The sequence below is a fragment of the Pseudomonas sp. NFACC24-1 genome (assembly GCF_900115235.1).
Taxonomy (GTDB): Bacteria; Pseudomonadota; Gammaproteobacteria; order Pseudomonadales; family Pseudomonadaceae; genus Aquipseudomonas; species Aquipseudomonas fluorescens_AA.
In genome coordinates this window covers 86,943-100,008 of the sequence record NZ_FOVS01000017.1, presented here as the reverse complement: position 1 = coordinate 100,008, position 13,066 = coordinate 86,943, and the positions used below count along the sequence as shown (strand labels likewise).

Genomic DNA, 13,066 nt, shown 5'->3' with positions numbered 1-13,066 from the left:
CCAAGAGCATTGGCGCCACCCATGTTGGGTAAATTTCAGGGAGTTGCACGCATGATCAATTTTAAGTCCCTCCAAAATCAATTGGAAAACAACTTTTCCAATGCAAGTGACAGCGTTGATGAAGCAGCCATAAATGTTGCTGAAAGCGGCAATTTGGAAGACATGAGGGCGTTCGTTCAAGCGACCCAGTCGATGGGCATCACGACCGTTGTCTTGGGTGAAGGGATGCGCGCTCATCACAGCATGACCAAAGCGATCATCGATGGAATTCAGTGATTTCAGCGCGCGACTGAACCGGTGGCTCGATGACTGTTCGGTCGCCCCTTTGGATTGCTGGGTTGACGATGCGAATGTGCAGCTTGCCTGGGTCGAAGGAGGAATCCGCTGCAGCATCGACGTGCTGGATCCGTTTGATGCCAGCGCTCCTGATCGACTGATGAGCATCCTGGGGCAGGGAGGGGCGAGCGTTGCGTGCCGTTGTCCGGGGGCACTGGGTACCGATCCGCAAAGCCAGTGTCTGGTGCTGGTGCACTGGATGGCCTCGTCCAGTTCGGTCGAGGCCTTGCTGGAGGTCTTACAGACCTTGGCCAATCAGCGCGCAGCCATGCTCAGCCTGATGCATAAAACCTTATTTGATTCGCCTTCGGCCGAGTCCCGTCTAGCAACTAATTGGCACACTGGAGTGTGATATGCGTAAGGCCTACCGGTGGTTACCGTGGCTGTTATTGGGACTGAGTGCCCCGGCGTTCGCGGCGATACCGCCAGCGTGGAAACAAACGGCCTATGCGTTCGACGCGCAACAGACTGAGCTTTCAAGCGTTCTTGAAGCATTTGCCCGAGAGTTTGGCGTCAACCTTGAGATGGACCCCATTGAAGGTATCGTCGAGGGGCGTATCCGCGCGGACAGCCCGCAGGCGTTTCTTGATCGATTGAGCCAGCAGCATCAGTTCCAATGGTTCGTCTACAACAACACCCTGTATGTCAGCCCGGCCCGTGACCAGATAACCGAGCGAATCGAGGTATCCCCGGACGCCGTTGACGACCTCAAGGGCGCATTGACTGAACTCGGCTTGCTCGATTCACGATTTGGCTGGGGAGTCCTGCCGGATGAGGGCGTGGTGTTGGTCAGCGGACCTGCGCGGTATGTTCAGTTCATTCGCGACTACAGCAGCAACGTCGACAGGCCCGAGGAAAAGCAAGACGTCGTGGTCTTACCGTTGCGTTACGCGAACGCTGCCGATCGCACCATCAGTTACCGTGATGAACAGCTGACCGTTTCAGGGGTAGCCACGATCCTCAAGGAGCTGCTGGATAGCCGCTCGCAAGGCGGGTCAGGTAGCGTCTTTAACGTGTTGCAAGGCGCGGGACTGGGAGCTGGCGCGAGCAGCGCCAGCAGCTTCGCGGGCACGCCAAGTTTGCTTGGCGGCTTGGCCGATGATCAGTTGCAGCAAACCCTGGATCGCGTGATTGCCGGCACCAGCGGCGGCGCTCAGAACAAGGGCGGCTTCGCTGGCAGGTCGCGGATACGGGTCGCAGCCGACGTACGCAACAATGCGGTGCTGATCTACGACTCCCCCAAGCGCAGGGCCTTGTACGAGAACCTGGTCAAGCAGCTTGATGTGCCACGCAACCTGATCGAAATCGACGCGGTGATCTACGATATCGACCGCGACGAGTTGAACGAGTTGTCCAGCAACTGGAATGTCTGGGCCGGAGGGACCAACGTCAGAGGGTCCTTGCTTGAATCAGGCAGCTCGACGCTGTCGGCCGAAAACGCCGGGCGGTTCGCCCTGGCGGTCCGCACGCTGGAAGCCAAGGGGGCGGCGACGGTGATCAGCAATCCTTCGATCCTCACCCTGGAGAACCAGCCCGCTGTCATTGATTTCAGCCGGACCGAGTTCCTCACCGCGACGGGGGAGCGTGTTGCCGATATCCAGCCGATTACTGCCGGTACCAGCCTGCAAGTAGTTCCGCGCTCGATGCAGCACAATGGCAAGACGCAGGTGCAGTTGATCCTCGATATCGAGGACGGACAAATCGAAGCATCGCTGCTTGATGGCACCAAACCCAGCGTGCGTAACGGCAGCGTCAGCACTCAGGCGGTCATCGCCGAGCGTGGATCGTTGGTGGTCGGTGGTTTTCATTCTCTGCAGTCGAGCGACAAGGTAAGCAAAATCCCGTGGCTCAGCGACATTCCGCTCATCGGCAAATTGCTGTTCACGTCCAGCAGCCGCAGCACCAACAAGATAGAGCGCTTGTTCATTCTTACGCCTCGGCTGGTGGGCAACCAGATTGACCCGGCACGTTATGTCGAAAGCGGCAACCCGGAAGATATCGATTCCGCCGCCCAGCGGATCGACGGGCGCCATGGCGATGGACAACCCACTCGCGTTGATATTCAGCGCGCCTTCACTCAGTTGTTGAGTGATGTGCAACCGACAGGTTTTACCCCGAGTAACGAGCCTTTGTTCACGCCGGCCACTTTATGCGCGCCGCAACAGGGCCTGGTCATCGACGCCGATCGCAGCCAGTGGTATGGGCGCAACGCCTGGAGCATTGGCGTGGTGGTCGCGCGCAATACGGGTGATAAACCGCTGCGTATTGATGAAAGCAGTTGTGGTGGGCGCTGGGTGCTGGGTGTCAGTGCATGGCCTCGCGCTTGGTTGCAGCCTGGGGAACAAAGCGAAGTCTATGTCGCGGTGCGTAATCCCCAGTCGCTCAAGAGCAACGCGCCCCTTCGCGACTCATTACTCAAGGAGGCAACTCGATGACCAAGATGAACTGGGCTGCGTTCGGCCTTCTGTGTGTGATGCTCTCCGGTTGCTCGACGACCTGGGGCGGCTGTTCTGGACGGTCCTGCGACCGTCCAGACTCCAATAACCGGGAGCTGGTGATCTGGTGGCCGGCGGACATGCGTACTGGCCTGGAAAATCCGCAGGACACCGCGGACTATACTGTCGTGCCACTGCGGGATTGAGCATCATGATACAAGTCTCGGGGAAAGCGGAGTTCTACGAACGGGTAGCTGCTGGGCAAACAGCGGTATGGCCGGTAGCAGCGGGTGTTTCTTTCGTGAGTCGCCATGAGCACCATGATTGGGGTATAGCGTTGCACATCGACAGTCGTGCGCTGCAGCCCCAGCAACTGCGTGAGGCGCTGGAGCGACGCTTCACGCAATCCTACCTGTTCCCTGACTATTTTCTGTTTCTCGATGCCCACCGCGACTTCGTCGTCTGGCATGCGGTGCCGTCATCCTCCCATGGTCGCGCGGTGCTCGATAATATCTGCCAACATCAATTGCTGTTGGCAGGCTTGAGCCCCTTGGAATGACCGTCCAGCCACTGCGCCAGTAGCGATTGCTGGCGCAGTTTCCCTTCCTTTTGCGACGCTTGAACTGTCGACCGCGCGGCGCGGCGTTGCGGTTCAAGCTTGCTGTTGCCCGGCAGCAGCCGTCGCCGCTTGTTTGTCGACGGCCTTGCGCACACTCGCGTGGGATTGGAATGTTTGATTGACGGTGCGATAGGCCAAACCCATCGCCGCTGCGGTCCCCATATTCCCGAGAAAGCCGGAGAGGGCGGGCGGAACCTTGCCGCGCAGTGCTTCGCCGGTGGCCATATTGATTGCGCCAGCCAGGCTGGCCCAGGCGACTCGAGCGGGGGATTGGTCCAAGACCCGGCCATAATCCTTGAGCGGAAGGCTCGGCTTCAACTCCTGGTTGGTGCCAACCTGGCGCGTGTCGAAATGCCGCTGCAGATGGTTGTCGAGGGTTGCGACAACGGTGTTGAATGCCGCGCGCGTGCCGGCCAGGGATTGGATGGAAGCGGCCAGTGCTTCGCCCAACAGCGGTTGCTGATCCGGCCCGAGCAGTGCCGGACTCGTCAACGTCTGGCCCGGTGGCAAGACCTGTTCACTGATGGAGTCGAGCATGAAACCCATGCTCAAGGTCATGGCACCGTAGGCCCAGCCGAGCGTCGGCATATTATCCTCGTCGACCCCGTAGGTCTTGGTGTCGTCCTGGGGGGCGGTCATGCTGAAAGTGGCCTGCATGGTTTCGCGAGAAAGAGCATAAATCACGTCGCGTAGCTGAGTGGCCAAAACCCTCGCGCTCAGCGCACCGTCACCACGCGCGGCGCCCATGGCGCCCATGCCCAGATAAAGCGCCTCGGCGACGACCTGGTTGCGGGTGATGTTGCGCGAATCGCGCTTCATCTGCAGGCGCAGTGTGTCTTGCTTATCGGGCGGCAGAGCGTTCCATTTCGCTTCGCTGAGGGCGAAGTGCCCGCGCACCGCATCGCTGGAGTCGGCGGCGAGACGCTCCAGGCGCGGTTGGCGTACGTAGAGCTGGGTGGCAATGGTCGCCAATGAGACAGCGGCCTGCAAAGCCAGCATTCCCCCCGGGCTTTTTTTCGCGAGCCCCTCGTTGAGTGCACTGTAGGCATGCATGAACGCCAACTCGCGAAGATAGGTAGGCGCTCCGCAGTTGACCATCTGTTGGACAGTATGGCCCGCAGCGGCAAGCGTTGTGCGGCCGGAAGGCAAATTAGCCATGCTGTCGCTCAACGCGAGCTTTGCTCCGCGTCCGACCTTGTTGCCCAGGGCCACGCCGTGTTCCTTGGCGCTTCCCCAGAGGGCGCCTGTGGCTCTGCCTGCCGGCGCCAGATAGTCGCGATGGAAGGCCTGGCTCAGGCCTGTCACATGCGCGCGGGCGCGCGAAGTGAAATCAGGCAGGTGAACGGGGGCCTCGCCGCGCTCCAAAGCATTGATATCAGCGGTGGGATGTCGATGCCGCAGCTCGATTTGCGGTGTTGGCAGGATACGTCCCAGGTTTGGGGCTATCGGGTCCATGGGATGTTCCTTGCTGGGCGAATGGCCGGGGTCTGCATGAAGCTCTCGGCCAGTTGACCGAAGTCCAGCAGCCATTCGGCAAATGCCTGACCGTCCAGCCCCGTGCTGTTCCAGCGCGCCTGTAACGCGCTGCCGTGTGGCGCGAGGACCACGGCAGCTTGGGTCAGCATCATCAGGTGCAGGTTGGCCAGTAATGCGCGTTCGCGTTGCGTCGCCGTGTTCAGCGAAGTTGGCAGCGGCGTACTGATCAGCAGATGTTGGTGATCACTGTCGGCAATCACTTCATAGGCACGGCCGTTGGCCTGGATCACGCCGACGGTCAATATCTGCTCGAAGGGTGGGGCGGCGATGTCCAAGTGCTGCAGCGCAGCGATCAGTAATGGACGATGCCATTCCCGATTCATCGCCGCCTGCGCCTGTTGCCCCGCGCGCTCATCTTGCCTCGGTGCCGTGGTGACGGGCCCGGGTGCGCCGCCTTGGTTATCTTGAAGTGCGGTGGCACCCGCCACGAGGCTTTCGGCGACGGACAAGAGATGGCTCAGCTCATCGGCAAGCATTTCACGCTGATGTTGCGGCTGCGAGATAAGGCGCAGCACGAGCACGGCGTCACCGCTGTCGTTCAGGCTCACGCTGCTACTGCTCATTGCCGATATGGCGCAATTGGACCGCAGCAGCAACTCGCTCCAGACCTCAACCGGCAAACCGTTGGGGCGTGGCAGCAGAGCCAACACCACCCACTGCTGCACAGGCGACGTCTGCCAGAGCGACAATTGCAAGGTCAGCCCCGGCAACGACAGTTGGGCGCTACGGGAGAACGCTCGTGCCTGCGCAGAGGGAATGCCGAGCCGCTCAGCGGCCTCCAATAACCACGTGTTCGTTTGCTCTGGGAGAGGGATCGATCCCGGGGATTGGAAGCGCGAGCTCGACGAAGGCATGGGGTAGACTTCCAGAAGTTTTGACCACCATTAAAGCGCGCCGGTATTAAAGTTTTATGACTGCAATGGTGGCTCAGTGGGTTTCGAGCTGGATGATTTCCTCGGTGACTTCATCAAGCTGGCGAATGACCTGATAGATGTGGGCAACTTCCAGCAGGGTTTCGCGCGGTATATGGCGACCCGTGCGAACGGTGTACAACGCACGTGCCAGCCAAACACACTGGACCACCGGAATCTTGGCGTCCTGGGCGCGCTTGATCAGCGCCAGTGCATCATCGTCTTGTCCTTTGCAATGAATCAGCGGCAAAGGTGTCTGGCCTGGTCGATAGAACAGTGCCACCGCGTAGTGGGTCGGATTGACCAACAGCAGGTCGGCATCCTCGACCGGCCGGGGGGCTGTGCTGGGTTCGGAGTTGAGCAGTTCGTGCGCCAGCTGACGACGATGGCCTTTGACGTGCGGATCGCCCTCGGACTGCTTGTATTCCTGCTTGATGTCTTCGTGGCTCATGCGCAATTTCTTGGCGTGAAAATATTTCTGCAGGGCAAAGTCGACCATGCCGATCACCAGCAACAGGCCCAAGGTGTTGCGCAAGATGTTCCGAAATACCTCCAGCAACGAGCGCCAGTAGGTGACGAGATCGGTGTCGGCCAACAGCACCAGCTTGCCCAGGATGGGCATGATCGAGACATACAGAATGACCGCAATGGCCAGCGCTTTGAGGACGCTCAACAGCAGGTTCATCAGATTCTGTTTAGAGAACATCTGCTTGATCTGGCCGATTGGATTGAGCTTGCCGAGATCGACCTTCAGGGCCTTGGGCGCAAAGAGAAATCCGATCTGCATCCAGGTACCGGCCAGGCGTATCAGAATCGCCACGCCGACGCTGGCCACGATGAAGGAAACAAGTGTCCACAGCGCCGTTCCGCTGAGCTCAACGGCAGTACTGGCGAAGGGTTCGTTCAGTCGTCGCAAGGGTAATTCGGTGAGGTGCTGGAGGCGCGTCATGCTTTCCTCGGCCATGCCCAGACAGACTTCGCTGACCACCATCAGCACCAGCAGTTTGGCCAGGTCCTGGCTCTGCCCAACCTGGCCTTTTTCCCTCGCGTCGCGTTCTTTCTTTGGCGTCGCCTTTTCGGTTTTTTCGCTCACGGCACTTTCACCAACAGGTTCAGCAGAAATTTCAAATCGAACCAGCGTCCGACCTCGGCGTTACCCAGATCGAGCAGCGTGGGCAGATACACGAGCAGAAACAGCAAACCGATAACGCTCTTGGCCGGCATCGCCAGAATCGAAACATTCAGTTGCTGGGCATAAAGACCGACGATGGCGAAAGCGGCTTCAATCAGCAGCAACAGGCCTATGAATGGCGCCGCGTACAGCAATGCGTGCTGCATGGTTCTGTTCAGCTCTCCAAGCAGTATGTCCAGCCCCTCTACCGTCATGATCGGCATCCAGGCGGTGGGCGGCCAAATGATGTAGCTGTCCCAGATGACCTGGGTAATCAGCGAGAGGCCGCCGGACAGGATGACGAGCATGATGAGCACTTCCTGCAGCAACTCCCCCAGTGGCGTCGCGTCGGGCCCGAGGGATGGGTTGATCTGACCGCCGCTGAGGGCGCCGCGCTGGCTGTCGAGCAAGGCGCCTACCGTCGCGAACATCCAGAAGGGCATATACAGCAGTAACCCCAACAGAACGCCCAGGATCATTTCCTTGAGTAACAAACCGCCGATCATCAGCCAGTTTTCATGTTGTCCGGACAACACCCGACCGATGCTCGGCGCTGGAATCATCGCAACCGCGCAGGTCACGGCATAACGCAGCGGGCCCTTGAGGTATTTGAAGCAAAACGCTGGCACCAGCATCATGCACGGTAGAATCCTGGCCATGGCTAACGCGATACCGAGCATCAGTTCGAACAAATACTCGGCGTTGAATGGCATCAAACGGCGCCTCCGGTGCGTGCGATAAGGTCGAACGCGGTGTTGATGAACAGGATCAATTCAACACCGATCCAGCGGCCGGTCGCCGCCAGGGTCACGCCCACGGCGACCAGTTTGATACCAAAGGGCAGGGTCTGGTCCTGAATCTGCATCAAGGCTTGCACGAGCGACGTCAATACGCCCACCAGCACCGCGACCAGCAGCGGTGGCGCGGTAAGAATCACCACCAGGTACATGCCCTGTTTGAACAACTCCAGCGCTTCCACGGCAGCCTCACAGATAGGAATAGAACAGACTGTCGAGTAACCGCGTCCAGCCCTGGACAAGGACGAACAGCAGTAGTTTGAGCGGCAGCGAAATGGTCATGGGCGAGACCATTTGCATGCCAAGCGCAAGCAGCAGGTTGGACACGATCAGATCAATGACGATGAACGGAATGTAAATCAGAAAACCGATCTCGAACCCGGCCTGCAGCTCCGACAATACAAAGGCTGGAATCGCCAGTAGCAGATCCTTGCTGCTGGCTTTTTCGGCCAGTTCCGCAGGCCACATACGATGGGTGTTGTCGACCAGATGAGTCAGCACGTCCGGATCGGTGTTACGGCTCATGAAGTTTTGCAGCGGGGCGATGACCGTGTTCACGCTGGCTTGAAGTTGTTCGGTAGTGCCTATCTGCAAAGGATTTTCAGCCACCCGTTGCTGGATTTCATAAGCCACCGGAGCCATCACGAACATCGTCGCCGCCAGGGCAATGCCGTACAACGCCATATTGGGCGGAACCTGTTGAACGCCGATGGCATTGCGCGTTATCAGCAACACCATGGAGATTTTCAGAAATGCGGTACAGACAATCAAAAACAACGGGATCAGCGAGAGCGCACCCAGAAACAGCGCGAGCATGATCGGGTTCATGCCATCCAGAATCATTGATCAAATACCAAGCGAGTGATTTGCATACCCAAGCGTCCATCCACGTCTACCAGCTCACCGTAGGCGACCACCCGCTCCTCATGGCACAACGTCGCTGCCCCCGGTGCCATGCCCGTGACATCCACCACGGAACCGGCCGCCAGCCGGCCGAGCGCTTCGAGGCTCAGCTTCACTTCGCCACACCGTACGGTCAACGCCAGGGTCACGCCGGACAAGGGCGATGGCGGTTGCGTTGCAGCCTCCTGCGGGAGGGGGGCGTCTGGCTGCGCCGAATCGAGCCGTTCCTGCTGGTCGTCGTTCGCTTCCTGGGCCGCCAACTCATCGTTATTGTCGAACTCGTACAACGGTTCTTCATCCTGCGGTTCATTGCTCATGAATGGAGCCTTCTTCGTGAATCAGCCTGAGCTGTAAGTGATCATTCCGGTCTTCGCTACAAACCGCCCAGCGCTGGTTGCCCAGGTGCAGGTTTCCTCGACCTTGAACATCGAAGACTGCCTCGGCAGGCAACAGCACATCGCCTGGACGTAATGAGCGCAGCTGATTGACCAGCAAATCCATGCGCCCAACGATGACCGGATGAGTCAGGACCCAACATTCAGGCACGGTTTGTTCGATAAATCGCCACGGTGCGTCATTCAGCACTCGCAGCAGTGATTCGGCGCCGAGGCTTAGCGTTCCGTAGGCTTTCTCGCCATTGCGCTCGATGAGCACGCGACAATCCCAGCGGTCATCCAGTACCGGCTCCTCGGCCAGTGGCGCCAACGGTGCGAGCAGGTCGGACAACACCGGCGCCATCCGTTGATTGATCAACTGCCAATACCACGCTTGCGGCGGCTCGACGGTGAGCACGGGAACTTCACCGCACAGACTCAGCAGCGCATCGGCGTTCGACAACAGCAGGGGGCCGTGTCGGCTGGACAAGCCTATCCAGCGCTCATCGGCAATGGCGCCGCAGGGTGTCAGCGGGCCGAGCGTCATGCGTATCTTTTCAGCTCCGCTGGTGAACTCCAGGAAGCGGCCGCGCCCCAAGGCCAGGGAGGCCATTGCGGCCGTGCTCGTCAGGCGTCGCAGGCTGAGTTTTTTCATGCGGGCCCCGTCGGCTGTAATCTCAGCTCGACGTCATGGTCCAGCGCCTGGGCGAATGCTTGCTGGCAGGCGCCATGATGCTTGGTCAATCGCTCCAGGACGTTTGCGCGCTCGAGACCAAGCTCGATATCCCAATGGCTGTCTCGTTTCTGGGCGCGAATCTGGACCTTGCCCAGATTGGGCATTAGCAGGGTGGCGCTGAAAGGACGGTTGCCGTGTTGCGGCAACTGCAGCGCCAGCTCATCAATCAACTGTGTCGGTATGCCGTCGAGCGGCGCGAACATAGAGAACGAGCTCGAACCATTGCCCGAGCTGCCCTGGTCGTCCGAATGGGCGGGCGGTGGTGGTACAAGCATCTGCATGAACAACATCGCATCGGCGTCCAGTGGCCTGACGCCGTCGTTGGCAGATCTGACTTCGACCGGACGGTTGCGTTGGACCTCGGTACCTTTGCTCGACGGCGTCGTGGATGCCGCGGCAGTGGGTTTTGCCGCAGGTGCGGCAGGTGCCTGTGGAGCAGGGCGCTGGGGTGGCGTGTGCTTGATGGGGGCAGTCATGTCTCACTTATTCCTCACTGAGTGTCTCGCTCATGCAGGCGAGTTTTTCCACCGCGCGTTGCCGTGCCTTGGCGTCCAACTGTGCTTGTTGCAACGACTGCTCCTGCGCTTCGATGTGCAAGCGCAACTGGCTGACGTCCTGGCGGATCTGGGCGAGGCGATCAAGCATGCGTCGCTCCTTTTCGTGCCAGCGGTCGATATCAGCCAGTTCCAGCGTGGTTTGCAGGTGGGTATCGGCTAACGATCGCCGCTTGCGCTTCTGATTGGTACGCTCCTGGTTCATTGAGCGTTCGCTGGCCAGCAGTTGCTCGCGCAACCTCGCCACCTCCCGTGCAAGGCGCGCACGGGCACGTTCTGCACTGGCCTGGCGGTGCTGACGCAAAGGGCCGAGCAGGCCGATGACGCGCTCCAGCGCCTGGCGCTCCGGGTTCATATCGAGATCTTCGTCCAAGGTCAGTCCACCAGTTGCGAGGTAATGTGATTGAGTTGGGCGAGTGTTTCTTCGAGCGCTACCGGCCCGCGCAGGTCCTGGCGCAGGAAGCGGTTGATGCTGTCGTTCAGTTGTACCGCCAGGTCAGTGACCGGGTCGGCACCGGCCTGGTATTCACCCAGGCGCAGGAGCATTTCCACCTGCTTGTAGGCCGCCATCAACTGGCGCAGGCGATTATTGGCCTGGACATGCTCGCGGCTGGTGACGTTGCCGAGGATCCGGCTGATGCTCGCGGACACGTCAATGGCCGGATAGTGCCCACGCTCGGCCAACTTGCGCGACAGCACGATGTGCCCGTCGAGCAACGACCTGACTTCGTCGGCGACGGGATCGTTCATCGAGTCGGCCTCGATCAGCACGGTGTAGATGGCGGTGATCGAGCCGTTCTCGCTCATGCCCGCGCGCTCGACCAGTTGCGGCAGCAGGGTGTAGACCGAGGGGGGCAGGCCGCCACGTCCGATCGGCTCCCCGGCGGCGATGCCGATTTCGCGTTGAGCACGGGCAAAACGGGTGAGCGAGTCAATCAGCAAGAGCACTTTCATGCCGCGCTGGCGGTAGGCTTCCGCGATAGCGGTGGCGGTGAAAGCGGCGCGCGCACGCTCCATGCTGGAGCGATCGGAGGTGGCGCAGATCAGTACCGAACGCCGGCGTAGTTCATCATCCAGTTCATGGTCGAGGAACTCGCGCAGCTCCCGTCCCCGTTCGCCGATCAGGCCGAAAACGATGACGTCGCAGTCCATGTTCCTGGCCATCTCCGCCAGCAGCGTGGTCTTGCCACAGCCCGCTCCGGCGAACAATCCGACACGCTGCCCTTCGCCCAACAGGATGGCGCTGTCGATGGCGCGAATACCGGTGGGCAGCGGGTTGCTGATGCGTGGTTTTTGCATCGGCGGCAGGGCATCGGCGATCACAGCTGTGGTGCTGCGACCATCATGGACATCGGCAAAGGCGCCGAGGCCGTCGCCCAGCAACGGTCGACCAAAACCATCGAGCACGCTTCCGAGCAACTGATCATCCACCCCTATGCGGTGCGCCATCCCAAGCGGTTGGATACGGGCCCCGACTTGAATGCCGGCAGGGGGGCCAAGGGCACTGAGCAGTGTGCATTGATCGGTAAAACCGACAATTTCCGCCAGCATTGAGCTGCCGTCCGCCTTGCTGACTTCGCAAAGATCGCCAATCTTGGCCGCAGGCACCTGGCACTCCAGCAGTATCCCGCTCACCGCCGAAACCTTGCCGCTGACTCGCACGGCCGAACAACTGGCCAGCCGCGCGCGCTGTTGTCGAGCCCATTGTTCAAGCGCATCGGTCACCAGCTCACCTCGATATGCTGGTCGCCATCAAAGATGATTTTGTGCTCATCTATCCGCGTCAAACGCAGGCCCTGCACCACGTCGCCAACATAAATCTGCAGGCCGTCGGCGGTCACCAGGTGAGCATTGTTGCCAGCAATAATTTGCACCAAGGTGAACGGCAAGCTGGTCCTGACGATGCCGACTTGATCGACCATCGGGACCGTGGTGGGGTAGCGCTCTTTGAAACTCTTGAGCATTCGCTGATAGACCTCCAGCGCTTCCTCCTTGAGGTTGCCTTTGAGCACCAACCCTTCGTCAAGCTCCTCGACGGTGACCTCTGTGAGCAGGCGTTCCGCCAATTGAGTGGTCAGGAGCCGGCGGATCTGTTCCCGATCTTTCAGGCTGGTGCTACCGGAGGATTGGGCGGAAGCAGGCGCCGGGGAGGGTTGCGCCGGACTTTGAGGCGCCTTGGCCGCGGTAACCTTGACGGTGCTCGGCGGGGCTTCGGACTGGCTAAGGCCCCAGGCGCCACCGACCAGGCCTACGACCACGCCAGCGATCACCGCCGATATCAGCTTCAAGGAGGGCACGCCTGGCATCGATTTACGCGCGGGAGACGCTGACGACTGAGGCGGCTGGCCGTTGGCATCCGCAGGCGTGGCCAGAGCCGGTACGTCAGGCCAGGGCTCTTCGGCGGATGCCAGGCACAGCCAGACGTTTGCGACGGCGAACGGTTGGTTCGGCGTCAATGTGATAGCGTTTGACGCACGCCCTTCGTCGTCGTTGACCGGCATCTGTTCGGCCGCCAGGTTCCAGCCTTCCTCGGTTCTGCTCAACCGACAATGGAGCGAGGCGATGCCCGGGTCGTATAACGCCAGATCATGGTCGTCGTTGGCGCCGATCAGCCATTGGTCGCCAACCAACGGCAATGCAGCGCCCTGGTGCAGCCCATTCAATACTCGTAGTTCAAACATCGCGAAGGCACTC

17 protein-coding genes are annotated in these 13,066 nt (G+C 60.1%); 5 read left to right on the top strand and 12 right to left on the bottom strand.

The features are described 5' to 3' along the window. Window positions 1-51: 51 nt before the first annotated feature. Genes BM317_RS17240 through BM317_RS17220 form a run of 5 tightly spaced genes read left to right on the top strand, consistent with a single transcriptional unit; the run spans window position 52 to window position 3,330 of the window. On the top strand, window positions 52-276 hold the full coding sequence (locus tag BM317_RS17240; protein WP_092164927.1) for a type III secretion protein: 225 nt from the start codon (window positions 52-54) through the stop codon (window positions 274-276). Beyond that, the gene (locus tag BM317_RS17235) at window positions 263-688 is read left to right on the top strand and encodes a type III secretion protein (RefSeq protein WP_092475377.1); all 426 of its coding nucleotides are present in this window, start codon (window positions 263-265) and stop codon (window positions 686-688) included. Before BM317_RS17240 ends, BM317_RS17235 begins: the two co-directional genes overlap by 14 nt. 1 nt (window position 689) lies before the next feature. Beyond that, window positions 690-2,771, top strand: coding sequence for a type III secretion system outer membrane ring subunit SctC (gene sctC, locus BM317_RS17230; protein ID WP_092475374.1), 2,082 nt, complete (start codon window positions 690-692; stop codon window positions 2,769-2,771). Beyond that, entirely contained in the window at window positions 2,768-2,977 is a 210-nt protein-coding gene (gene hrpT / locus BM317_RS17225; protein ID WP_170866265.1) for an HrpT family type III secretion system protein, read from the top strand. The genes sctC and hrpT overlap by 4 nt, the downstream gene beginning before the upstream one ends. Window positions 2,978-2,982: 5 nt before the next feature. Then, a complete protein-coding gene (locus tag BM317_RS17220) occupies window positions 2,983-3,330 on the top strand; it encodes a type III secretion protein HrpV (RefSeq protein WP_092164924.1) in 348 nt (115 codons plus the stop codon). Window positions 3,331-3,423: 93 nt separating this feature from the next. Here the strand turns inward: BM317_RS17220 and BM317_RS17215 are convergent, their stop codons facing one another. The 12 genes from BM317_RS17215 to BM317_RS17160 form a co-directional block, all read right to left on the bottom strand. Continuing rightward, the gene (locus BM317_RS17215) at window positions 3,424-4,845 is read right to left on the bottom strand and encodes a hypothetical protein (protein ID WP_177345038.1); all 1,422 of its coding nucleotides are present in this window, start codon (window positions 4,843-4,845) and stop codon (window positions 3,424-3,426) included. Further along, window positions 4,833-5,708, bottom strand: a complete 876-nt coding sequence (locus tag BM317_RS17210; protein WP_092475371.1) for a type III secretion system chaperone — start codon at window positions 5,706-5,708, stop codon at window positions 4,833-4,835. The genes BM317_RS17215 and BM317_RS17210 overlap by 13 nt, the downstream gene beginning before the upstream one ends. Window positions 5,709-5,853: 145 nt before the next feature. Then, the gene (gene sctU / locus BM317_RS17205; RefSeq protein WP_092164921.1) at window positions 5,854-6,930 is read right to left on the bottom strand and encodes a type III secretion system export apparatus subunit SctU; all 1,077 of its coding nucleotides are present in this window, start codon (window positions 6,928-6,930) and stop codon (window positions 5,854-5,856) included. Beyond that, entirely contained in the window at window positions 6,927-7,721 is a 795-nt protein-coding gene (sctT, locus tag BM317_RS17200) for a type III secretion system export apparatus subunit SctT (protein ID WP_092475367.1), read from the bottom strand. The genes sctU and sctT overlap by 4 nt, the downstream gene beginning before the upstream one ends. After that, a complete protein-coding gene (gene sctS / locus BM317_RS17195) occupies window positions 7,721-7,987 on the bottom strand; it encodes a type III secretion system export apparatus subunit SctS (RefSeq protein ID WP_092164917.1) in 267 nt (88 codons plus the stop codon). Before sctS ends, sctT begins: the two co-directional genes overlap by 1 nt. Window positions 7,988-7,994: 7 nt before the next feature. Further along, window positions 7,995-8,648 carry a type III secretion system export apparatus subunit SctR gene (sctR, locus tag BM317_RS17190; RefSeq protein ID WP_092475365.1) on the bottom strand — a complete coding sequence of 218 codons (654 nt, stop codon included), beginning with the start codon at window positions 8,646-8,648 and terminating at the stop codon, window positions 7,995-7,997. Next, window positions 8,645-9,025 carry a FliM/FliN family flagellar motor switch protein gene (locus BM317_RS17185; protein WP_092164906.1) on the bottom strand — a complete coding sequence of 127 codons (381 nt, stop codon included), beginning with the start codon at window positions 9,023-9,025 and terminating at the stop codon, window positions 8,645-8,647. The genes sctR and BM317_RS17185 overlap by 4 nt, the downstream gene beginning before the upstream one ends. Further along, entirely contained in the window at window positions 9,015-9,737 is a 723-nt protein-coding gene (locus BM317_RS17180) for a hypothetical protein (protein WP_092164904.1), read from the bottom strand. Before BM317_RS17180 ends, BM317_RS17185 begins: the two co-directional genes overlap by 11 nt. Next, window positions 9,734-10,294: a type III secretion system HrpP C-terminal domain-containing protein gene (locus BM317_RS17175; RefSeq protein ID WP_139236039.1), complete on the bottom strand. Its 561-nt coding sequence runs from the start codon at window positions 10,292-10,294 to the stop codon at window positions 9,734-9,736. Before BM317_RS17175 ends, BM317_RS17180 begins: the two co-directional genes overlap by 4 nt. A 7-nt stretch (window positions 10,295-10,301) precedes the next feature. Further along, the gene (locus tag BM317_RS17170; RefSeq protein WP_092475355.1) at window positions 10,302-10,745 is read right to left on the bottom strand and encodes a type III secretion protein; all 444 of its coding nucleotides are present in this window, start codon (window positions 10,743-10,745) and stop codon (window positions 10,302-10,304) included. Between the two features lie 2 nt (window positions 10,746-10,747). After that, window positions 10,748-12,097, bottom strand: coding sequence for a FliI/YscN family ATPase (locus BM317_RS17165; protein WP_092475347.1), 1,350 nt, complete (start codon window positions 12,095-12,097; stop codon window positions 10,748-10,750). After that, on the bottom strand, window positions 12,094-13,053 hold the full coding sequence (locus BM317_RS17160; protein ID WP_092165029.1) for an FHA domain-containing protein: 960 nt from the start codon (window positions 13,051-13,053) through the stop codon (window positions 12,094-12,096). Before BM317_RS17160 ends, BM317_RS17165 begins: the two co-directional genes overlap by 4 nt. Between the last annotated feature and the right edge of the window lie 13 nt (window positions 13,054-13,066).